The following is a 20,428-nucleotide window of genomic DNA, read 5'->3' as shown; positions in this document are numbered from 1 at the left end:
TGTATACGTCAGGCGATTTCCGCGAACGAGGCGCGTGCCGCTTCGACGGTGTGCGCGATTTCGGCCTCACCATGCGCGCTCGACAGGAAACCCGCCTCGAACGCCGACGGCGCAAGGTAGACGCCGCGACCCAGCATGGCGTGGAAGAAGCGGTTGAAGCGCGCGGTGTCGGACGCCTTCGCGTCTTCGAACGTTTCCACCGGACCCTCGCGGAAATACAGGCCGAACATGCCCGGTGCCCGCGTGGTGGTGAACGCGATGCCCGCATCGCGCGCCGCCGCTTCAAGGCCGTCGCACAGCACGTGCGTGCGACGCTCCAGCTCGGTGTGGAAGCCAGGCACCTGGATCAGGTCCAGCGTCGCCAGGCCCGCGGCCATCGCGACCGGATTGCCGCTGAGCGTGCCGGCCTGGTAGATCGGGCCGCTCGGCGCGACCTGTTCCATGAGGTCGCGACGGCCGCCGTACGCGCCCACCGGCATGCCGCCGCCGATGATCTTGCCGAAGGTCGACAGGTCCGGCGTGATGCCGTAGCGCGCCTGCGCGCCGCCGAGCGCGACGCGGAAACCGGTCATCACTTCGTCGAAGATCAGCAGCGCGCCGTGCTTCGTGCACAGCTCCCGCAGGTGCTGCAGGTAGCCGTCGCGCGGCAGGATGCAGTTCGCGTTGCCGACGATCGGCTCGATGATGAGGCCGGCGATCTCGCTGCCGACTTCATCGAACAGTTTGGTGGCCGCGTCGAAATCGTTGTACGCAATCGTCGAGGTCAGGTCGGCCAGTGCGCTGGGGACGCCGGGCGAATTGGGCAGGCCGAGCGTCATCACGCCGCTGCCGGCCTTCACCAGGAAGCTGTCGCCGTGGCCGTGGTAGCAGCCTTCGAACTTGACGATGCGGCTGCGGCCGGTGGCGCCGCGTGCGACGCGAATCGCCGACAGCGTGGCTTCGGTGCCGGAGTTCACCATGCGCACCATTTCGCAGCTCGGCACGATCTGCGCGATGCGCTCGGCCATCGTCACTTCCAGCGGATTGGGCACGCCGAAGCTGAGGCCATTGACCATGGTGTCGGTTACCGCAGCGAGCACCTGCGGGTGCGCGTGGCCGGCGATCATCGGGCCCCACGAGCCGACGTAGTCGACGTAACGGTTGCCGTCCACGTCGATGAGGTAGGCGCCTTCCGCGCGCTGCGCGAAGAACGGTTCGCCGCCGACCGACTTGAATGCGCGCACCGGCGAATTCACGCCGCCGGGGATGAGTTCGCGGGCGCGGGAAAACAGGGCGTGCGAGCGTTCTTGGTTCATGGCGTACGGGTGTCCTTCGTAAGGGAGGAATGCGCGGGGCGCGCATCGAAGCAGTCGAGGTAGGCGCGCACCGCGGCGGCCGGATCGGCCGCGTCGAACACGCCGGAAATCACGGCGAGCAGGTCGGCGCCCGCATCGACCAGGGGGCGCGCATTGTCCGGCGTGATGCCGCCGATCGCGACGCGCGGCACGCCCAACGCGGCGCTGTCGCGCAGCAGGTCGAGCGTCGCGCGCCGGGCATTGGGCTTGGTCGGCGAGGGAAAGAACGCGCCGAACGCGATGTAGCTGGCCCCGGCGGCAGCGGCCTGTCGCGCGAGGTCGAGGTCGTCGTAACAGGAGGCGCCGATGATCGCGGTCGCGCCCAGCGCCTCACGCGCCGCGGCGAGCTCGCCGTCGTCCTCTCCCAGATGCGCGCCGTCGGCGCCGATCGCCGCCGCGAGGCGCCAGTCGTCGTTGACGATCAGCGCAACGCCGTAGCGGCGGCACAGCGGAAGCAGCTCGCGCGCCTGCGCCTCGCGGAGGGAAGCATCGGCGGCCTTGTTGCGGTACTGGAGCCACGTCGTGCCGGCCGCCAGGACGGTTTCGACGCGCGCCATCAGGCGGCGCGTGTCGGAATCGTCGGGCGTGATGGCGTAGAGGCCGCGCGGCGGCCGGGGCGGATTCATGCGGGAAGCTTCCGTGTACGCGGACGCGGTGGGACAATGCGCGTTCCGCAAAGCACGCATTATCCGCCCATGTCCGAGACCGCCGCGACCACCACGTTCCGCACCTGGATGTGCGTCGTCTGCGGCTTCATCTATGACGAGGCGCAGGGGCTGCCGGAAGAGGGCATCGCCCCCGGAACCCGCTGGGAGGACGTGCCGGACACCTGGACGTGCCCGGATTGCGGCGTCACCAAGGACGATTTCGAGATGATGCCGCTCTGAAGCGCGGCATCGGCCGGCTCAGGGTTTCGTCAGGCCCGGGCTGAAGGTCAGTTCGGCCCCGTCCTGCAGTTTCAGCCGCGCCGCCTGGCCGGCGTTCAGTTCGAGCACGTAACGGGCCGGCGCATTGCTGGGATACGGCGGGCAGCGGTCGCCGAGCGAGCAGGGCGGCACGTCGCGCTGCTGCGACACCAGCTTCCGGCCTGAATCGAAGTAGAGGATGTCCAGCGGGATCTTCGTGTTCTTCATCCAGTAGGCGATCGGCTCCTCCCGGTCGTGGATGAAGAGCATCCCGCGATCGGCCGCCAGTTCGTCGCGGAACATCAGGCCCCGCTCGCGTTCGGCCTCGTCGTCGGCCACTTCCACCGCATAACGCTTGCCGCCGAGCTCCACCCACGCGTCGGCGCCGGTGGCGCAGCCCGACAGCGCGAGGCCACAACAGACGAACAACAGACGGAAGGCGGTCATACGAGGCTCCGGGACAACGTGAACAAGGGAAGAGGGAACATCCGGCAGGCCCCAACGCGAGTCAACAGAAAAAGTTCGAGCGACCCCCTTCACAAAGCCGCCACGCATGTGCACAATGCGCGCCCCGCCGAGGTGAATCACTGACGCGGGGCGCGGTTGAAGCGGCGGATTTCGAAGGGCGGTTGACGAACTTCGAAGGTGCTGTAAGATGCGCGGCCCGCTACCCGGGACGGCCTTGAAAGAGGCACTGAACGGCAGGCGGGGGCAGCGAAAAAGATCTCGACACGGTGTTGACGGAATCGAAATTCGCTGTATAGTAGTCGGCTCCCTCGGGCGCTTCGGTGCGACGGGGTGAGGCAAGAAAAGGGAAAGGCGCTGAGGCCGGCCCCGGGATCTTTGACAGTGTGCGCAGGTGACTTGTGCGGGCGTCTGGCGAGTGGATGGTTGTCCATAAGCAGACGTTCGTAACAGAGCAACAAGTCAATTCAAATGCATGCAAATGCAAGCGAGTAATTTGGTGCCTGGAACGGGCTCTGCACTCAAGATATTGAACCTTCGGGTTCTGCAATTTTAAGTGAAGAGTTTGATCCTGGCTCAGAGTGAACGCTGGCGGCAGGCCTAACACATGCAAGTCGAACGGCAGCACAGAGGAGCTTGCTCCTTGGGTGGCGAGTGGCGGACGGGTGAGGAATGCATCGGAATCTGCCTATTTGTGGGGGATAACGTAGGGAAACTTACGCTAATACCGCATACGTCCTACGGGAGAAAGTGGGGGACCTTCGGGCCTCACGCAGATAGATGAGCCGATGCCGGATTAGCTAGTTGGCGGGGTAAAGGCCCACCAAGGCGACGATCCGTAGCTGGTCTGAGAGGATGATCAGCCACACTGGAACTGAGACACGGTCCAGACTCCTACGGGAGGCAGCAGTGGGGAATATTGGACAATGGGCGCAAGCCTGATCCAGCCATGCCGCGTGTGTGAAGAAGGCCTTCGGGTTGTAAAGCACTTTTGTCCGGAAAGAAAAGCGCTCGATTAATACTCGGGTGTTATGACGGTACCGGAAGAATAAGCACCGGCTAACTTCGTGCCAGCAGCCGCGGTAATACGAAGGGTGCAAGCGTTACTCGGAATTACTGGGCGTAAAGCGTGCGTAGGTGGTTTGTTAAGTCTGATGTGAAAGCCCTGGGCTCAACCTGGGAACTGCATTGGATACTGGCTTACTAGAGTGCGGTAGAGGGGTGTGGAATTCCCGGTGTAGCAGTGAAATGCGTAGATATCGGGAGGAACATCTGTGGCGAAGGCGACACCCTGGACCAGCACTGACACTGAGGCACGAAAGCGTGGGGAGCAAACAGGATTAGATACCCTGGTAGTCCACGCCCTAAACGATGCGAACTGGATGTTGGGGGCAACTTGGCCCTCAGTATCGAAGCTAACGCGTTAAGTTCGCCGCCTGGGAAGTACGGTCGCAAGACTGAAACTCAAAGGAATTGACGGGGGCCCGCACAAGCGGTGGAGTATGTGGTTTAATTCGATGCAACGCGAAGAACCTTACCTGGCCTTGACATGCACGGAACTTTCCAGAGATGGATTGGTGCCTTCGGGAACCGTGACACAGGTGCTGCATGGCTGTCGTCAGCTCGTGTCGTGAGATGTTGGGTTAAGTCCCGCAACGAGCGCAACCCTTGTCCTTAGTTGCCAGCACGTAATGGTGGGAACTCTAAGGAGACCGCCGGTGACAAACCGGAGGAAGGTGGGGATGACGTCAAGTCATCATGGCCCTTACGGCCAGGGCTACACACGTACTACAATGGTAGGGACAGAGGGCTGCAAACCCGCGAGGGCAAGCCAATCCCAGAAACCCTATCTCAGTCCGGATTGGAGTCTGCAACTCGACTCCATGAAGTCGGAATCGCTAGTAATCGCAGATCAGCATTGCTGCGGTGAATACGTTCCCGGGCCTTGTACACACCGCCCGTCACACCATGGGAGTTTGTTGCACCAGAAGCAGGTAGCTTAACCTTCGGGAGGGCGCTTGCCACGGTGTGGCCGATGACTGGGGTGAAGTCGTAACAAGGTAGCCGTATCGGAAGGTGCGGCTGGATCACCTCCTTTAGAGACTAAAGACAGCTAATTGCTGGCCGGACGTCCGCACAAGTGACCTGCATCTAGTTCCGGAAACTCCCAAGGGGGAGTTTCGCGGGAGCGTCCCGTTCACTCGATTGAACATGGGGCTTTAGCTCAGCTGGGAGAGCACCTGCTTTGCAAGCAGGGGGTCGTCGGTTCGATCCCGACAAGCTCCACCAAGCTATGACGCGAATCCTTCGCAACAGCCCGCACATCCCTGTGCGGACCGTTCAAGGAAACACGCACGACTTTTGGGTCTGTAGCTCAGGTGGTTAGAGCGCACCCCTGATAAGGGTGAGGCCGGTGGTTCGAGTCCTCCCAGACCCACCACTCCCGAACGAAACTAGATTGCGCACACATCAAGAATTGAAGCGGTACGGCGTTGAGGCCGGATCGTGTTCTTTGAAAACTGGGAAAGTAGCGAGCGTTTTGAGACGAATGTCCATGACGTGTCGTGAGGCTAAGGCGGGTGCCGAAAGGCACCTTATAATTGAGTCGTTGAATTCGCGTTTGGGCTTTGTACCCCCGAACACAGACGACCCTGAGGCGACTTGGGGTTATATGGTCAAGCGAATAAGCGCACACGGTGGATGCCTTGGCGGTCAGAGGCGATGAAGGACGTGGCAGCCTGCGAAAAGTGCGGGGGAGCTGGCAACAAGCATTGATCCCGCAATGTCCGAATGGGGAAACCCACTGCGCAAGCAGTATCCTGCAGTGAATACATAGCTGCTGGAGGCAAACCCGGAGAACTGAAATATCTAAGTACCCGGAGGAAAAGAAATCAACCGAGATTCCCTAAGTAGTGACGAGCGAACGGGGACCAGCCCTTAAGTTGATTGAGTTCTAGCAAAACAACCTGGAAAGGTTGGCCATAGACGGTGACAGCCCGGTATGCGAAAGAGCTCTTTCGATGAAATCGAGTAAGGCGGGGCACGAGAAACCCTGTCTGAACATGGGGGGACCATCCTCCAAGGCTAAATACTCCTGACCGACCGATAGTGAACCAGTACCGTGAGGGAAAGGCGAAAAGAACCCCGGAGAGGGGAGTGAAATAGACCCTGAAACCGTGTGCGTACAAGCAGTCGGAGCCCGCAAGGGTGACGGCGTACCTTTTGTATAATGGGTCAGCGACTTACTGTTCGTGGCGAGCTTAACCGTATAGGGGAGGCGAAGGGAAACCGAGTCTGATAAGGGCGCATAGTCGCGGGCAGTAGACCCGAAACCGGGTGATCTAGTCATGCCCAGGGTGAAGGTTGAGTAACATCAACTGGAGGCCCGAACCCACTCCCGTTGCAAAGGTAGGGGATGAGGTGTGATTAGGAGTGAAAAGCTAATCGAACCCGGAGATAGCTGGTTCTCCTCGAAAGCTATTTAGGTAGCGCCTCATGTGAATCTTCCTGGGGGTAGAGCACTGTTATGGCTAGGGGGTCATTGCGACTTACCAAACCATGGCAAACTCCGAATACCAGGACAGACTGCATGGGAGACACACGGCGGGTGCTAACGTCCGTCGTGAAAAGGGAAACAACCCAGACCCACAGCTAAGGTCCCAAATTTCGTGCTAAGTGGAAAACGATGTGGAAAGGCACAGACAGCCAGGAGGTTGGCTTAGAAGCAGCCACCCTTTAAAGAAAGCGTAATAGCTCACTGGTCGAGTCGGTCTGCGCGGAAGATTTAACGGGGCTAAGCACGGAACCGAAGCTTGGGGTGCATACTTTGTATGCGCGGTAGAGGAGCGTTCCGTAAGCCGATGAAGGTGGATTGAGAAGTCCGCTGGAGGTATCGGAAGTGCGAATGCTGACATGAGTAACGATAATGCGGGTGAAAAGCCCGCACGCCGAAAGCCCAAGGTTTCCTTGCGCAACGTTAATCGACGCAGGGTGAGTCGGCCCCTAAGGCGAGGCAGAAATGCGTAGTCGATGGGAAGCTGGTTAATATTCCAGCACCTCGCGTAAGTGCGATGGAGGGACGGAGAAGGTTAGGCAGGCCGGGCGTTGGTTGTCCCGGTGAGAGAGTTGAGGCGGTCCCCTTAGGCAAATCCGGGGGGCAACGTTGAGACTAAGGACGAGTCCTTTAGGACTAAGCTGCCGATATCACGCTTCCAGGAAAAGCTCCTAAGCTTCAGCTTACGCAGACCGTACCGTAAACCGACACAGGTGGGCAGGATGAGAATTCTCAGGCGCTTGAGAGAACTCGGGTGAAGGAACTAGGCAAAATAGCACCGTAACTTCGGGAGAAGGTGCGCCCTTTTTGGTTCATAGCCGAGAAGGGCCGCAGTGACCAGGCCGCTGCGACTGTTTATCAAAAACACAGCACTCTGCAAACACGAAAGTGGACGTATAGGGTGTGACGCCTGCCCGGTGCCGGAAGGTTAATTGATGGGGTCAGCCGCAAGGCGAAGCTCTTGATCGAAGCCCCGGTAAACGGCGGCCGTAACTATAACGGTCCTAAGGTAGCGAAATTCCTTGTCGGGTAAGTTCCGACCTGCACGAATGGCGTAACGACAGCGGCGCTGTCTCCACCCGAGACTCAGTGAAATTGAAATCGCTGTGAAGATGCAGCGTTCCCGCGGCAAGACGGAAAGACCCCGTGAACCTTTACTATAGCTTTACACTGAACGTTGAGTTCGTCTGTGTAGGATAGGTGGGAGGCTATGAAGCGCAGGCGCTAGCTTGCGTGGAGCCATCCTTGAAATACCACCCTGATGTGCTTGACGTTCTAACCTAGGTCCGTAATCCGGATCGGGGACCGTGTATGGTGGGTAGTTTGACTGGGGCGGTCTCCTCCCAAAGTGTAACGGAGGAGCACGAAGGTACGCTCAGCGCGGTCGGACATCGCGCACTGTGTGCAAAGGCATAAGCGTGCTTGACTGCAAGATCGACGGATCAAGCAGGTACGAAAGTAGGTCTTAGTGATCCGGTGGTTCTGTATGGAAGGGCCATCGCTCAACGGATAAAAGGTACTCCGGGGATAACAGGCTGATACCGCCCAAGAGTTCATATCGACGGCGGTGTTTGGCACCTCGATGTCGGCTCATCACATCCTGGGGCTGTAGTCGGTCCCAAGGGTATGGCTGTTCGCCATTTAAAGTGGTACGCGAGCTGGGTTCAGAACGTCGTGAGACAGTTCGGTCCCTATCTGTCGTGGGCGTTGGAGATTTGAGAGGGGCTGCTCCTAGTACGAGAGGACCGGAGTGGACGAACCTCTGGTGTTCCGGTTGTCACGCCAGTGGCACTGCCGGGTAGCTATGTTCGGAAGCGATAACCGCTGAAAGCATCTAAGCGGGAAGCGCGCCTCAAGATGAGATCTCCCGGGAGCTTGACTCCCCTGAAGGAACCATCAAGACCAGGTGGTTGATAGGCTGGGTGTGTAAGTGCAGCAATGCATTGAGCTAACCAGTACTAATGATCCGTGTGGCTTGACCATATAACCTCAAGTGGCCTTGGACTTACGACAACGTCGTGACGTTCGGCTCACTCGCTACTTATCCCAACCTATCCGCGAAGGACGCCCTGCGTCCCGAGCAACCCAACGAGAGCGTGTGCGCGATCCAGTTCACCGGAACCCGCGACCCTCCACCCTCTCCCTGGTGACAATAGCTGTGTGGTCCCACCCGATCCCATTCCGAACTCGGAAGTGAAACGCACATGCGCCGATGGTAGTGTGGCTTAAGCCATGCAAGAGTAGGTCATCGCCAGGGGCTTTACCCAGAAGGCCGGTCCGACAGGACCGGCCTTCTTCTTTTGTGCGTTTGAAAATGCATCAACGCGCGTGTCGGGAAATGTGTCCGCAGACGGTGCATCTGCTCGTCCCCGCTACCAGCCGCCGCTCGGTTCACGCCTAACCACTATGCGTGGCAAATGAAAACGCCGACCCAGCGGCCGGCGTTCGGTTGCGTGCCCGAAGCGCGCGCGTGCGATCAGATACTGGCCCGGTGCCTGTGCCGCATAGAAACAACAATGCCGGCCCGCCAGGCCGGCATTTGTTTACGAGGCAAAAGGCTCCGCCGGACGCGCGGAACTCGCACCGCATCCCACCCGCTTTTCCTACGATTTAGAACAACGACCCCGTAGTCCCCGGCGCCTCCGGCTCGACGACCGGATTACGTGCCCAGCCGCCCACGCCGAACGGCTTCGTTGCAGCCCGAACCCGCTCCGGCTGCTCCCGTGCCTTCCGGTGCGCCTCCTCGGCCATTACCTTGAACTGGCGTTCGCGTTCGAGCCAAAGCTCCTCCGCGCTATCCGCAGGCTTGGTGCGTGCTCCCACGTCTTCTTCCAAACCGACCTCGGGAATGGTCGCGAAGGGAATGCGCATCGGCGCGGCATCCTGCTCCAGGGCTTCCTGCATCGCGCCGAAGTAGAGCGCGTTGTTGCCGTAACGGCGATTGATCGAGTCCAGCGTCGCGCTGATGGCCTTGGCGCGTCCGCGCGATTCCATCAGCTCCTGCGTGATGCTGCCCATCGGTTCCAACTGCGTGAGCGTTACGGCGACCGACAATGGCGGATGCCGTTTCACGTTCCAGCGCCGTCGAAGGATCGCGGTCTCCAGAGACGCGAGCTCGTCGCCTAGAAGCCTCAACAGCGTCGGCGTGTCATCCAGCGGCGCAAACGTCAGGTCGCGTTCGAATCGCTTGTCCATTCCGACGAAGCGCATGCGAATCGACAGCCCGCCCGCCAGATAGCGTTCGTGCCGCAGCCGCATCGCCGCCTTGGCGAGCAGTTTGAACAGCACGGCACGCGCGCCCTCGAAGGTGCGCAGTTCCGGGCCGAGCACATGCGAGTGCCCGAGCGATGCGCGACGCTCGGTGCGTCCGGGCAGTTCATGGCCGCGCAGCTGCAACCAGTAGCGCTCGCCCTCGATGCTGCCCCACGCAGCGCGCAACTGCGCGCGCGATGCAGCGCACAGCTGTTCCGATGTGTGGATGCCTGCACGCAGCAGTCGTTGCTCGACCGCCGGCCCGACCCCGCAGAAATCCCGCAGTTCCAGCGCATGCAGCGCATTCGGCAAGTCCGAGTCCTCCAGCACCGTCAGCCCGTCGGGCTTGCGCATGTCCGAGGCCGTCTTGGCCAGGAAGCGATTCGGCGCGATGCCGATCGAACACCGGATCGCCGGGCTGAAACCCTCATCGATCAGACGCTGCTTGATGCGGGACGCGATCGCTTCGGCATGGACGCGTTCACGTTCGCGGCCGATCAACCAGCACGGCACCTCGTCGATCGATTCCGCCTTGCCGAGCGGGATACACTCTTCGATCGCAGCCATCAGCCGGTGATGCATCGCGATGTAGCGGGCGGGGCGCGCCTCGCGCAGCACGATGTCAGGACACCGCTCCAGCGCTTCCCAGACCGGCGTGCCGGTCTTCACGCCGAACGCCTTGGCTTCGTAGCTCGCGGCGATGGCGCAGGTGGTGGCCGACATGACCGGCACGACCGCGACCGGCCGGCCGAGCAACGCCGGTTCGTCGTACTGCTCGACGGACGCGAAGTACGAGTTGAAGTCGACGAAGAGGCAGCGCAGGGTCATGGCGGGCCGGCGGGTGCACCGGAAAGAAGTCTCGCGCGGCGAAGTCGCCGGCCGATGTGCGACCCGATTGTCGATGGTGCCGGTCTCAAGCCGTGAGACCGGCCAACGGTGCTTGAGATCGTCCCGATCTCAGAGCACGAGCGGCGGCTCGCCGCCGACGATCACCACGTCCGCCGGGCGACGGGCGAACAGGCCCACGCTCACCACGCCCGGGATCTGGTTGATCGCCTGTTCCAGACCGACCGGGTCGACGATGGACAGCCCGTGGATGTCGAGGATCACGTTGCCGTTGTCGGTGATCACGCCGGCGCCGTCTGCGGTCTGGCGCCACACCGGTTGGGCGCGCGTCATGGCCTGGATCTCGCGCGCGACGAGGCTGCGCGCCATCGGGATCACTTCGACCGGCAGCGGGAACCTGCCCAGCACGTCGACGCGCTTGCTCGGGTCGACGATGCACACGAACTTCTGGCTGGCCTCGGCGATGATCTTCTCGCGTGTGAGCGCCGCGCCGCCGCCCTTGATGAGGCGCTTGTGCGGATCGCACTCGTCCGCGCCGTCGACGTACAGGGACAGCGGGCCGGTCGCGTTCAGATCCAGCACCTCGATGCCATGCTGCCGCAGGCGCGCGGTGCTCTGGTCGGAGCTCGACACGGCGCCCTTGATGCGGTCCTTCACGCGCGCGAGCGCATCGATGAAAAAGGCGACGGTCGAGCCGGTGCCGACGCCGACGATCATGCCGTCTTCGACGTACTCGATGGCTTTCTCGCCAGCCAGGCGCTTGGATTCGCTCATAGGGGATGCACGGGGTGTGGAGATTCGCGGAGCGCGACGGGATCACTCGAGCGACAACAGGTACTTCCACTGCGCCGCCGATACCGGCAGCACCGACAGGCGATTGCCGCGGCGAATCAGTGCGAAGTCCTCGCCGAGCTTGTCGGCATGCTGTTTGAGTTCGTCCAGCGTGATGGTGCGCTTGAGCTTGCGATCGAATGCGACATCGACGAGGAACCAGCGCGGTTCCTCGCGCGAGCTCTTCGGGTCGTAGTAGTCGGACTTCGGATTGAACTGCGTCTCGTCCGGGTATGCCTTGCTCGCCACCGTCGCCGTGCCGACGATGCCGGGCACGTCGGTGTTGGAGTGGTAGAACAGCACGCCGTCGCCGACCTGCATGCCGTCGCGCATGAAATTGCGCGCCTGATAGTTGCGTACGCCGTTCCACGGCTCGGTGCGCACGCGTTCGAGGTCGTCGATGGAGAAGGTGTCCGGTTCGGACTTCATCAGCCAGTAGCGGCGACGGGCGCTCATTCGGGGCTCCTGCAGTCGAGCGTGGACGATTGCGTGCACACCGCATCCAGCGCGACGTCCCAATCCGCGCGGTCGAGTGCGTCGACGCGCTGCTCGTCGAATGCGGCACCGACCAGCCACGGGGGCGCGGGGCGCTGGTGGCGGAATGCGAAACTGCGATCGTACCAGCCGCCTCCCATGCCGAGCCGGTGGCCGCGACCGTCGAAGCCCACCACCGGCGCCACCACGAGGTCCATCTGCTCGGCGTCGAGCATCGAGGTTTCGGCGATGTCGGGCTCGGGAATGCCATGCCGGTTGCTGACCAGCGCGTCGCCCGGACGCCAGGGCGCGAAGCGCAGGCGACCATCGTCGTTCAGCACGGGAAGGCAGTAGACGCAGTCGCGCGGAAGCCGCAGTTGCCACACATGCAGCGCGATCTCGCCGTCCATTGCCCAGTAGCCGGCGACGTATCCCGATGTCGGCGCGAAAGGAAGCGCCAGCAGCCGTTCGGAAAGACGCTCGGCAGCGGCGATGCGCTCGCCGGCGGCCAGTTCACGGCGGCGGTTGCGGAGTTCGCGGCGCAGCGCCGTGCGGTCGACCGTCATGCAGCGCAGGATCCTTGGAGGCGGCGGCGCGAGGGCGGCCGGTGGACGGAATCAACGAGGGTACAAAATCCGGGCGCGAGACCGCGCGCCGGAGCATAAAAATTCGGGCGCGAATCCGCGCCCGAATCGGGGTGCGGCATTTCTGCCGCGACCGTGAGATGGAAGTCCTCCGCCAATGGCGATGCTTGCGAAACGACCTTGAACCCGGGGTTCAAGTGGGGACGCTTGGATGCCTTCGGGCTTCCCGCTACGAGGCGGACCTGCACTCCGGGCGTCCGCCGCGCCCCCGTGGTCGTCATTAAGGGACAAGGCGAATGTTTGCGCACGCTGTCGCGCACAGCAGAGGACGAGGCGAAAGTATAGCGCGGCGACCCTTGCCTGCGTGCCCGCTCGTCGGTGCCGGCACGGGAACGATTCAGTGCACGAACACGCCGGATTCAGGGTGCCGATGGCGCGCCGACGCGATACCGCAATTCAGCGCGCCGGAACGTCGAACAGATCGTCGAGTCGGCGATGCAGCGTGTTGAGCGTGCGCTCGAGTTCGCGGTCGCGCGTGGCCAGTTCGTCGCGCATCTGCTGCAGGTCGTGTGCGAGGTTCAGCGCTGCGAGCACCGCGACGCGATCAAGCGCCGCCATGCGGTTGGTGCCGCGGATCTCGCGCATCTTCCCGTCCAGCAGCTTCGCGGCAGCCTGCAGGCTGTCGCGCTCGCCGGGCTCGCACCCGACGGTGTATTCGCGATCGAGCAGGCGGATGCTGACGACTTCGCTGGTCATTGCGATCTCACGTGTGCTGTTCCAGCGATTTCAGCCGCGCGATCATCGCCTCGACCCGCGTGCGCGCCTGTTCGTTCTTGGCGAGCAGGGCGGAGCGCTCGCCCATCAGCTGTTCCTGTTGCTGGCGCAGGCTGCGGTTCTCCTCGGCGAGGCGACGCGCGCGTTCGGCCAACTGCTCGACACGGTCGGCCAGCGACTGCATTTGTGCGAGGAGATGGGCCTGTTCCATGCCGGGCACGATAGCAGGGCGGGGTGACGGGTCAAGGGCGCGACCGGGCGGGGCGCCGCGCCCGTTCACGACGGCCGTCAGACCGTGCCGACCGTCCCACTGGCGACCGGCACCGAATGCGGCGTCCAGCCCCGGATGAAGGACAGGCAGGCCGCCGCTTCCAGCGGTCGCGCGAGCCAGTAGCCCTGGATCTCGTCGCACCCGCGGCCGCGCAGGAACTGCATCTGCGCCTCGGTCTCCACGCCTTCGGCGATGACCGTGAGACCCAGCGAATGCGCCATCGCGATGACCGTGGTGGTGATGGCCTCGTCATCCGCGTCGCGGGTGAGGTCGCCGATGAATTCCTTGTCGATCTTCAGCGTGTGGATCGGCAGGCGCTTGAGGTAGGCCAGCGACGAATACCCCGTGCCGAAATCGTCGATCGCCAGGCCCACGCCCAGCGAGCGCAACGCGTCCAGCGTCGCCGACGTCTGGCCGGCGTTGGCCATGATCACGCTCTCGGTCAGCTCCAGCTGCAGCATCTCCGGCGGCACGCCGCTTTCCACCAGCGCGCGCGCGACCTGCTTGGGCAGGTTGCCGCGCAACAGCTGCAGCGACGAGACGTTCACCGCCATCGTCAGCTGGTCCAGGCCCTTCATGCGCCAGCCCTTGAGCACGCTGCAGGCCTCGCGCAGCGCCCATTCGCCGATGTCGAGGATGAGTCCGCTTTCCTCGGCCAGCGGGATGAACTGCGCCGGCGAGATCGCGCCGAGTTCCGGGCTGGTCCAGCGCAGCAGCGCTTCCACGCCGGTGATGCGCGAATGGTCCAGCGAAAGCTTGGGCTGGAAAACCAGCCGCAGTTCGTTGCGGTCGAGCACGCCGCGCAGCGCGGCGGAGATCGTCGCGCGGCCGCGGATTTCCACGTCCATCGCCTCGGTGTAGCGCATGAACGTGCGCCGGCCCGCGGCCTTGGCCTGGTACATCGCGGTGTCGGCGTGCTTGAGCAGGTCCGTCGGCACGAGCGCGTGGTCGGGGTACAGGCTGATGCCGATGGAGGGCGAGATCACCACGTCGTGGCGCTGGTCGATGTCCAGCGGCGCTTCGAACGAAGCGAGCACGTCGCGCGCGACTTGCTCGGCGTGCTCGTTGCTTTCGAGGTTTTCCAGCAGGACCGTGAACTCATCGCCGCCCAGGCGAGCGACGGTATGCGTCGGCCCGACCGCGTGCTGCAGGCGATGCGCGGCCGCGCGCAGGATGCGGTCGCCGGCGGCATGGCCGAGCGAATCGTTGATGTCCTTGAAGCGGTCCAGGTCGAGGAACAGCATCGCGATTCGCGTGTTTCCGCGTCGCGCCTTCACGATCGCGCGCGACAGGCGCTCGGACAGCAGCGCGCGGTTGGGCAGGCTGGTGAGCGTGTCGTAGTTGGCGAGGTAGCGCAGTTCCTGCTCGGCGCGCTTCTGGTCGGTGATGTCGCCCAGCACGGCGACGTAATGCCCGTGCTGGCCGCCGGCGTCGAGCACTTCGCTGCCCTGGAACCAGCACAGGAATTCGTCGCCGTTCTTGCGCTGCTGCCAGATCTCGCCCGACCACCGGCCGTTGCGCCGCAACTCGCCGCGCACGTGCTGGTAGAACGCCGGATCGTGCTGGTCGCTGTCGAGCAGCCGTGTCGGGCGACCGATCACTTCCGCGTCGGAGTACCCGGTCATGCGGGTGAAGGCCGGATTGACCGAAACGAAGCGGAATTCGCGATCGAACACCGCCACCGCTTCCATCATGCTGTTGAGCACCTGGCCGGCGATGCGGCGGTCGCGCTCGGCGCTGCGGTTGGCGGTGATGTCGCGCGCCGTGCCGGCTACGCGCAGTGCACGGCCGGTGCCGTCGCGTTCGACCACGCGGCCGCGTGCGCGCATCCAGACCCACTTGCCGTCGGTCTCACGCACGCGGTGTTCGGACACGTACAGCGGCGTTTCGCCGCGCAGATGGCGACGAAGTTGCGCGATGGCCCGCGGCAGGTCGTCCGGATGGATCTGCAGGTTCGCATCGACCAGCGTCTGCACGCCGAGATCGGTCGTCAGCCCCGCCTGGTCGTCGGCACGCGTGCGACGCAGCACGCGGCGCTCCAGGTCGTAGTCCCAGAACTGCTCGCCCGACGCCCACAGCGCGAGCTTCAGGCGTTCGTCGCGTTCGCGGATCTGCGCGAAGTAGCCGCGTTCGCGACGGCGATCCTGCATTCGGCGCCAGGTCAGTCCACCGACCAGCGCAAGGAACGCCAACACGCCGGCCGCGATCACCAGCGGGTGGCGCCACAGCGGCGGCGCGACGTGCACGGGGATCTCCAGCGTCGCATCGTTCCACGCGCCGTGCCGGTTGGTCGCCTGCACGAGGAACGTGTAGTGGCCCGACGGCAGGCGCGAATAGGTGACGTCCTGCGCGGTGCCGTTGTCGATCCAGTCGTGGTCGAAGCCGTCCATGCGATAGCGGTAGCGCGTGGCGGCCGTCGGCGCGAAATCCAGCGCGCCGATGCGCAGGCGCAGCAGGCCGTCGCCTTCGTCCAGGTCGAGTTTCGGCGCCTGCCACAGCGAGCGCGGGTCGGCCTTGGCCTGGTTGCCCACCCACGCGCCCAGCAGCCGCAGCGGCGCGGTGTACGCCGATTCGCGCATGCGCGTCGGGTCGAACAGGTTCAGGCCTCGCACGCCGCCGAACGCGATGCGTCCGTCGCCCAGCTGCGCGACCGATCCGCCGTGGAATTCCAGATCCTGCAGGCCATCGGCGAGGCCGTAGCTGCGCGTGCGCTCGTCGCGGATGTCGTAGCTGATGATTCCGGCCTGCGTGCTCAGCCACAGCCGGCCGGCCGGTGCTTCGGCGATCGCGAACACCACCGGCACCAGGTCGCTGCTGAGCGTGCCGGTGAGCGGATGCGCGAAGTGCACGCTGCCGTCCTGCGCTTCGACGATGCGGCTCAGGCCGGCATGCGTGCCGACCCAGAGCGAGCCATCGCTGGCCAGGTGCAAGGCGCGCACGCGATTGCCCGGCAGGCTGCGTGCATCGCGGTTGGAGTGGCGGAAGTGACGCAGCCGACCGGTCGCCGGATCGAGCACGTCGAGGCCGTCGCCGGTGCCGAACCACACGTGGCCGTGCTTGTCTTCGACCATCGCGTGCACGACGGGATAGCTCAGCCCGCTCGGATCGTTCTCGCGATAGGCGAAATGGGTGAGCTGGCCGCTGTCGGGGCGATAGCGATACGCGCCGAATCCGTGGCTGCCGATCCACAGCGAGCCGTCGCGTCCCAGCATCAGCGTGCGCAGCGGCGTACGCCCGAGCTCCGGTACCGGCAGCGGTCGCGCGGTGCGACGCTGCGGATCCAGGCGGTACAGCCCGGCATCGGTGGCGACCCACAGATCGTCCGGGCTCGCCTTCGCGAAACCGGTGACGTGCGGCGCGCGGCCCTGGTCGGCGAGCAGCGGGCTCAGGTCTTCGAAACGATCGTCCTGCAGCGAATAGCGGAACAGCCGCGCGTTGTCGGTGCCCACCCACAGCGCGCCGTCCTGCCCCTGCACGATGGAGCGGATGCTGTCGGCGGAGGCCGGGCTGTCGGGGCGACGCGGGTTCTCCATGTTGAACACGTAGCGGAACCGTGTGCCGCGCGGATCGGTCACCGCGACGCCGCGGAACTGCCCGCCGATCCACAGCATCCCGCCGCGGTCGATCATCAGCGCGTTGATCGAATCGTCCGGCAGGCTCGCGTCGATGCCGGGCTCTTCGCGTACTTCCTCGACGTGGCCGGTGGCGGGATCCAGCCTGCGCAGGCCGTAGCCGTAGACCGAGAACCACAGCTGGCGGTCCGGCGCCTGCGCAATCGCGCGCACGATCGGCGCGGCGTCGTCGGGCATCGGCTGCTGCGGCCAGGCGCGCACGAGTTCGCGACCGTTGCTGTGCAGGCGGAACAGGCCGTCGCGGCGTCCCAGCCACAACTGGCCGGCGGTGTCCTGGAACAGCGTGGCGACGGCCTCGGCCGGGCCGATGCGCTCGGGCAGGCTGCCATCGAGCCGGTACAGCCCCTGCGGGCCGCCCCACCATGCCACGCCGTCCCGTGCGGCGAGCAGGCTCTGCCGTCCCGCGGTGCCGACGACCTGCGTCTCCAGCGGGACGACGGTCTGGCGCTTGCCGGTGGCGGGATCCAGGCGCTCCAGCCCGGCACCCGTGCCCACCCACACCTGTCCGCGCTGCGGCAGGATCGCCAGCACCTGGCGATGCGGGTGCGCGGTGCCCGACGCCATGAAGCGGCGGATCTGGCCGTCGGCGAGGTCCAGCCGGCTGAGGTATTCCGAATACGTGCCGACCCACAGTGCCTGATCCCCGTCCATCGCCAGCGCCGTGATGTGGCTGTCCGGCAGGCTCGCGGCGTCGCGCGGGTTGTGGCGGTAGGGCAGGTAGCGCTGGCCGTCGTAACGGTGCAGGCCGCCCTGCGTGGCGACCCAGACGTAGCCTTGCGTGTCCTGCGCGAACGCGGTGACGGTGTTCTGGACCAGGCCGCGTTCGCTGCCGGGGCGGTCGAAATAGAAGTCGCGCGTGGCGGCGCCGGCCGTCCCGGCCAGGGCCGCAGCGAGCACGAACGCCGCGCCGGCAAGCCGGGCGGCTGGCAAGAAGGACTGGCGGAACACGAACACCCCCGGCAACGACTCCAGCGTTGCTGGGTGCAGTGTAGGCAGGCGTTCGCGCCGGCAACAACCATCAGGTTGGTACACTGCCCGCCATTCCCCTGATTCCACGCACCGCGCGCCCGATCGTGTCCGAAATCGAACTGCCTTCCGTGTCCGCGATCGACGCCGAGAGCCGCCAGCTGGCGCTCGCTGCCTCGCCCTTCGAACTGCATGGCGGCCTGTGCGGCTGGCTGGCCGGCGGCGGCCCCTCGGTGCGCGAGTGGCCGGCGAAGGTGCTGGCCGACGACGCGCTTCCCGCGCCTGCCGCGGGCGGCGCGCTGGACGAACTGCGCCTGGCCAGCGCCGCGCAGCTGGCCGACCGCAGCTTCGATTTCGCGCTGCTGCTGCCCGACGCCGACGCCTCGCTCGCCGAGCGCAGCGGCGCGCTGTTCGAATGGTGCCGCGGCTTCCTCGGTGGTTTCGGACTGGCGACGGGCTCGCGTCCGAAGCTGTCGGACGAAGGCGCCGAGGCGCTGGGCGACCTGGCCAAACTCGCCGCGGCGCAGCCGCAAAGCGACGGCGACGAGGAAGACGAGGAAGCGCTGGTCGAAATCGAGGAGTTCGTGCGCGTGGCCGTACTGCTGCTGCACGGCGACTGCGTGCTGGCGGCGCAGCATCGGCAGAAGTTGAACTGACGTGATTCGTGATTCGGGATCGGGTATTCGCTAAAGCGCGCTCCTTCCGAATCACCCATCACACTTCACCAATCACGGCTCCATGCACAAACCCCTCCGCATCCCCGACAAGGCGTACGCGAAGCGGCGCAGGCAACTCATGCGCATGGCCGGCGACAACGCGATCGCGATCCTGCCCGCCGCGCCCGAACGGATCCGTAGCCGCGACACGCACTACCCATATCGCCAGGACTCCGACCTGCTGTACCTCACCGGATTCCCCGAGCCCGAAGCGGTGCTCGTGCTGGTGCCGGGCCGCAAGCACGGCGAGGTGATCCTGTTCTGCCGCGAGCGCGATCCCGAGCGCGAAGGCTGGGACGGTCCGCGCTTCGGTCCGGAAGGCGCGGTCGAGGCGTTCGGCCTGGACGACGCGTATCCGATCACCGACCTCGACGACATCCTGCCCGGCCTGCTCGAAGGCCGTTCGCGCGTGTACTACCACTTCGGGCGCGACCAGGAGTTCGACCTCAAGCTCATCGGCTGGTTGAACCGCGTGCGCGCGATGGTGCGGCAGGGCGCGCAGCCCCCGCACGAGTTCCTCGAACTCGGCCACCTGCTCGACGAGCTGCGCCTGTTCAAGGATCGCGACGAGGTGCGCCTGATGCAGCGCGCCGCGGACATCAGCGTGCTCGCGCACGAAACCGCGATGCTCGCCGCGCGCCCCGGCATCCACGAGTACCAGCTGCAGGCGGAAGTCGAACGCGTGTTCCGTTCGCACGATGCGGATCCGGCGTACAGCAGCATCGTCGGCGCCGGCGCCAATGCGTGCGTGCTGCATTACCGCGCGAACGCCGCGCAGGCGAAAGACGGCGACCTGGTGCTCATCGACGCCGGCGCCGAATACCGTGGCTACGCGGCGGACATCACGCGCACGTTTCCGGTCAACGGCCGCTTCACGAAGGAACAGCGCGCGCTGCACGACCTGGTCGGGCAGGCGCAGGCCGCCGCGCTCGCGCAGGCGCGTCCGGGTATTGCGTACGAAACCGGCCACGTCGCGGCGGTGGAAACGTTGACCGAAGGCTTGCTGCGGCTCGGCCTGCTCAAGGGCAAGCTGGAGAAGAACCTCGCCGACGGCAGCTACCGCCGCTTCTATCGCCACAAGACCGGGCACTGGCTCGGCCTGGACGTGCATGACGTCGGCGAATACCGGTTCGACGGCGAATCGCGGCTGCTCGAACCCGGCATGGTGTTCACCATCGAACCGGGCGTCTACGTCTCGCCCGACGACACGACGGTAGATGCGAAGTGGCGCGGTATCGGCATCCGCACCGAGGACGACGTGCTGGTCACGAGCGGCGAACCGCAGGTGCTCACCGATGCGCTCGCTCGCAGTGCCGACGAGATCGAGACGCTGATGGCGTCGCGCGGTTGAGGTAAGCGCTCCAGTTGGGCCCGCGCGCCTACTTCGCCAGGCCGTGCCCGCCCACCGGCGCGGTCTGGATGTAATCGCCGAAACCGGCGATCAGCGGCTTCGCTTTCGCGATCGCCGCCTGCACCGTCGGCAGTGACAGCGACGCCTTGTGGCTCGCCTCGCTGTCCCAGACTTCCGTAATCCAGATCGCGTTTTCGTCGCTGGTGTCGCGCGCGACGATGTAGCTCAGGCAGCCGGGCATGTTGTGGATGCCGTCGAGCAGGATGGCGATCAGCGCATCGCGTTGCCCGGGCGCGGCCATCATCCGGCCGATGAGTCCATGCATGGCGGCGTTCTCCGTCAAAGTGGATTGCGACCGGGACGTGCCGGGCAGCGCGACGGCGATCGCGCTGATTACGGCCGTGGTGAGGAAAAGGCGGCGGTCGTACGGCATGGCGTCGTCCCTGGCGATGGGCCGGTGACGATCCTAACCAT

The 20,428-nt window shown here is 64.7% G+C and carries 15 protein-coding genes, 2 tRNA genes, 3 rRNA genes and 1 other RNA gene; 9 read left to right on the top strand and 12 right to left on the bottom strand.

What is annotated here, in order from left to right; translation table 11 throughout:
* Positions 1 to 8 precede the first annotated feature (8 nt).
* Positions 9 to 1,295, bottom strand: a complete 1,287-nt coding sequence (hemL, locus tag LA521A_RS16160; RefSeq protein ID WP_281779867.1) for a glutamate-1-semialdehyde 2,1-aminomutase — start codon at positions 1,293 to 1,295, stop codon at positions 9 to 11.
* On the bottom strand, positions 1,292 to 1,960 hold the full coding sequence (thiE, locus tag LA521A_RS16155; protein WP_281779866.1) for a thiamine phosphate synthase: 669 nt from the start codon (positions 1,958 to 1,960) through the stop codon (positions 1,292 to 1,294). The genes hemL and thiE overlap by 4 nt, the downstream gene beginning before the upstream one ends.
* Before the next feature lie 69 nt (positions 1,961 to 2,029).
* Here thiE and LA521A_RS16150 point away from each other — a divergent pair, with 69 nt between their 5' ends.
* Entirely contained in the window at positions 2,030 to 2,221 is a 192-nt protein-coding gene (locus LA521A_RS16150) for a rubredoxin (protein ID WP_425494533.1), read from the top strand.
* An 18-nt stretch (positions 2,222 to 2,239) separates the two neighbouring features.
* On the opposite strand, the gene LA521A_RS16145 is transcribed toward LA521A_RS16150, so the two are convergent.
* Entirely contained in the window at positions 2,240 to 2,686 is a 447-nt protein-coding gene (locus LA521A_RS16145) for a DUF192 domain-containing protein (protein ID WP_281779864.1), read from the bottom strand.
* Between the two features lie 571 nt (positions 2,687 to 3,257).
* Here LA521A_RS16145 and LA521A_RS16140 point away from each other — a divergent pair.
* The 5 genes from LA521A_RS16140 to rrf all read left to right on the top strand — a co-directional run bounded on the left by LA521A_RS16140 (position 3,258) and on the right by rrf (position 8,514).
* Positions 3,258 to 4,802: ribosomal RNA gene (locus tag LA521A_RS16140) — 16S ribosomal RNA — on the top strand.
* 115 nt (positions 4,803 to 4,917) lie between these two features.
* Positions 4,918 to 4,993 (top strand) — tRNA-Ala (locus LA521A_RS16135).
* Positions 4,994 to 5,067: 74 nt separating this feature from the next.
* Positions 5,068 to 5,144, top strand: a tRNA-Ile gene (locus LA521A_RS16130).
* Positions 5,145 to 5,377: 233 nt separating this feature from the next.
* Positions 5,378 to 8,240 (top strand): 23S ribosomal RNA (locus tag LA521A_RS16125).
* A gap of 159 nt (positions 8,241 to 8,399) precedes the next feature.
* Positions 8,400 to 8,514 (top strand): 5S ribosomal RNA (gene rrf, locus LA521A_RS16120).
* Together the 16S, 23S and 5S rRNA genes with 2 tRNA genes alongside form the textbook arrangement of a ribosomal RNA operon.
* A gap of 353 nt (positions 8,515 to 8,867) precedes the next feature.
* Here rrf and LA521A_RS16115 read toward each other — a convergent pair.
* The 8 genes from LA521A_RS16115 to LA521A_RS16080 all read right to left on the bottom strand — a co-directional run bounded on the left by LA521A_RS16115 (position 8,868) and on the right by LA521A_RS16080 (position 17,818).
* Complete coding sequence (locus LA521A_RS16115; RefSeq protein ID WP_281779863.1) at positions 8,868 to 10,337, bottom strand: DNA polymerase Y family protein; 1,470 nt, start codon at positions 10,335 to 10,337, stop codon at positions 8,868 to 8,870.
* Positions 10,338 to 10,466: 129 nt separating this feature from the next.
* Positions 10,467 to 11,129 carry a ribose-5-phosphate isomerase RpiA gene (gene rpiA / locus LA521A_RS16110; protein WP_281779862.1) on the bottom strand — a complete coding sequence of 221 codons (663 nt, stop codon included), beginning with the start codon at positions 11,127 to 11,129 and terminating at the stop codon, positions 10,467 to 10,469.
* A gap of 42 nt (positions 11,130 to 11,171) precedes the next feature.
* Positions 11,172 to 11,642: an EVE domain-containing protein gene (locus LA521A_RS16105; RefSeq protein WP_281779861.1), complete on the bottom strand. Its 471-nt coding sequence runs from the start codon at positions 11,640 to 11,642 to the stop codon at positions 11,172 to 11,174.
* Positions 11,639 to 12,226: a 5-formyltetrahydrofolate cyclo-ligase gene (locus tag LA521A_RS16100; RefSeq protein WP_281779860.1), complete on the bottom strand. Its 588-nt coding sequence runs from the start codon at positions 12,224 to 12,226 to the stop codon at positions 11,639 to 11,641. Before LA521A_RS16100 ends, LA521A_RS16105 begins: the two co-directional genes overlap by 4 nt.
* 162 nt (positions 12,227 to 12,388) lie before the next feature.
* Positions 12,389 to 12,575: non-coding RNA, 6S RNA (gene ssrS / locus LA521A_RS16095), on the bottom strand.
* 125 nt (positions 12,576 to 12,700) lie between these two features.
* Positions 12,701 to 13,000 carry a cell division protein ZapA gene (locus LA521A_RS16090; RefSeq protein ID WP_115844112.1) on the bottom strand — a complete coding sequence of 100 codons (300 nt, stop codon included), beginning with the start codon at positions 12,998 to 13,000 and terminating at the stop codon, positions 12,701 to 12,703.
* A 7-nt stretch (positions 13,001 to 13,007) separates the two neighbouring features.
* Positions 13,008 to 13,229 carry a TIGR02449 family protein gene (locus LA521A_RS16085; RefSeq protein WP_206861792.1) on the bottom strand — a complete coding sequence of 74 codons (222 nt, stop codon included), beginning with the start codon at positions 13,227 to 13,229 and terminating at the stop codon, positions 13,008 to 13,010.
* A 77-nt stretch (positions 13,230 to 13,306) separates the two neighbouring features.
* On the bottom strand, positions 13,307 to 17,818 hold the full coding sequence (locus tag LA521A_RS16080; protein WP_281779859.1) for an EAL domain-containing protein: 4,512 nt from the start codon (positions 17,816 to 17,818) through the stop codon (positions 13,307 to 13,309).
* 185 nt (positions 17,819 to 18,003) lie between these two features.
* Between LA521A_RS16080 and LA521A_RS16075 the strand changes: the two genes are divergently transcribed.
* Entirely contained in the window at positions 18,004 to 18,543 is a 540-nt protein-coding gene (locus LA521A_RS16075; RefSeq protein WP_281782125.1) for a UPF0149 family protein, read from the top strand.
* A gap of 82 nt (positions 18,544 to 18,625) precedes the next feature.
* A complete protein-coding gene (locus LA521A_RS16070) occupies positions 18,626 to 19,954 on the top strand; it encodes an aminopeptidase P N-terminal domain-containing protein (protein WP_281779858.1) in 1,329 nt (442 codons plus the stop codon).
* Positions 19,955 to 19,982: 28 nt separating this feature from the next.
* On the opposite strand, the gene LA521A_RS16065 is transcribed toward LA521A_RS16070, so the two are convergent.
* Positions 19,983 to 20,279, bottom strand: coding sequence for a putative quinol monooxygenase (locus LA521A_RS16065; RefSeq protein WP_281779857.1), 297 nt, complete (start codon positions 20,277 to 20,279; stop codon positions 19,983 to 19,985).
* Between LA521A_RS16065 and LA521A_RS16060 the strand changes: the two genes are divergently transcribed.
* Positions 20,278 to 20,415 carry a hypothetical protein gene (locus tag LA521A_RS16060; RefSeq protein WP_281779856.1) on the top strand — a complete coding sequence of 46 codons (138 nt, stop codon included), beginning with the start codon at positions 20,278 to 20,280 and terminating at the stop codon, positions 20,413 to 20,415. The genes LA521A_RS16065 and LA521A_RS16060 overlap by 2 nt on opposite strands.
* Positions 20,416 to 20,428 lie beyond the last annotated feature (13 nt).

The organism is Lysobacter auxotrophicus (genome assembly GCF_027924565.1).
GTDB lineage: Bacteria > Pseudomonadota > Gammaproteobacteria > Xanthomonadales > Xanthomonadaceae > Lysobacter_J > Lysobacter_J auxotrophicus.
Note: the sequence above shows the minus strand (reverse complement) of the source record. Positions and strands in the feature narration are given on the sequence as shown.

Excerpts from the sequence above, each read along its gene's own strand:
- LA521A_RS16060 (WP_281779856.1), top strand. The coding sequence starts at position 20,278 with ATGGCGGCGTTCTCCGTCAAAGTGGATTGCGACCGGGACGTGCCGGGC.
- LA521A_RS16085 (WP_206861792.1), bottom strand. The coding sequence starts at position 13,229 with ATGGAACAGGCCCATCTCCTCGCACAAATGCAGTCGCTGGCCGACCGT.
- LA521A_RS16070 (WP_281779858.1), top strand. The coding sequence starts at position 18,626 with ATGCACAAACCCCTCCGCATCCCCGACAAGGCGTACGCGAAGCGGCGC.
- rpiA (WP_281779862.1), bottom strand. The coding sequence starts at position 11,129 with ATGAGCGAATCCAAGCGCCTGGCTGGCGAGAAAGCCATCGAGTACGTC.
- LA521A_RS16115 (WP_281779863.1), bottom strand. The coding sequence starts at position 10,337 with ATGACCCTGCGCTGCCTCTTCGTCGACTTCAACTCGTACTTCGCGTCC.
- LA521A_RS16090 (WP_115844112.1), bottom strand. The coding sequence starts at position 13,000 with ATGACCAGCGAAGTCGTCAGCATCCGCCTGCTCGATCGCGAATACACC.
- hemL (WP_281779867.1), bottom strand. The coding sequence starts at position 1,295 with ATGAACCAAGAACGCTCGCACGCCCTGTTTTCCCGCGCCCGCGAACTC.
- LA521A_RS16150 (WP_425494533.1), top strand. The coding sequence starts at position 2,030 with ATGTCCGAGACCGCCGCGACCACCACGTTCCGCACCTGGATGTGCGTC.
- LA521A_RS16065 (WP_281779857.1), bottom strand. The coding sequence starts at position 20,279 with ATGCATGGACTCATCGGCCGGATGATGGCCGCGCCCGGGCAACGCGAT.
- LA521A_RS16105 (WP_281779861.1), bottom strand. The coding sequence starts at position 11,642 with ATGAGCGCCCGTCGCCGCTACTGGCTGATGAAGTCCGAACCGGACACC.
- LA521A_RS16145 (WP_281779864.1), bottom strand. The coding sequence starts at position 2,686 with ATGACCGCCTTCCGTCTGTTGTTCGTCTGTTGTGGCCTCGCGCTGTCG.
- thiE (WP_281779866.1), bottom strand. The coding sequence starts at position 1,960 with ATGAATCCGCCCCGGCCGCCGCGCGGCCTCTACGCCATCACGCCCGAC.
- LA521A_RS16100 (WP_281779860.1), bottom strand. The coding sequence starts at position 12,226 with ATGACGGTCGACCGCACGGCGCTGCGCCGCGAACTCCGCAACCGCCGC.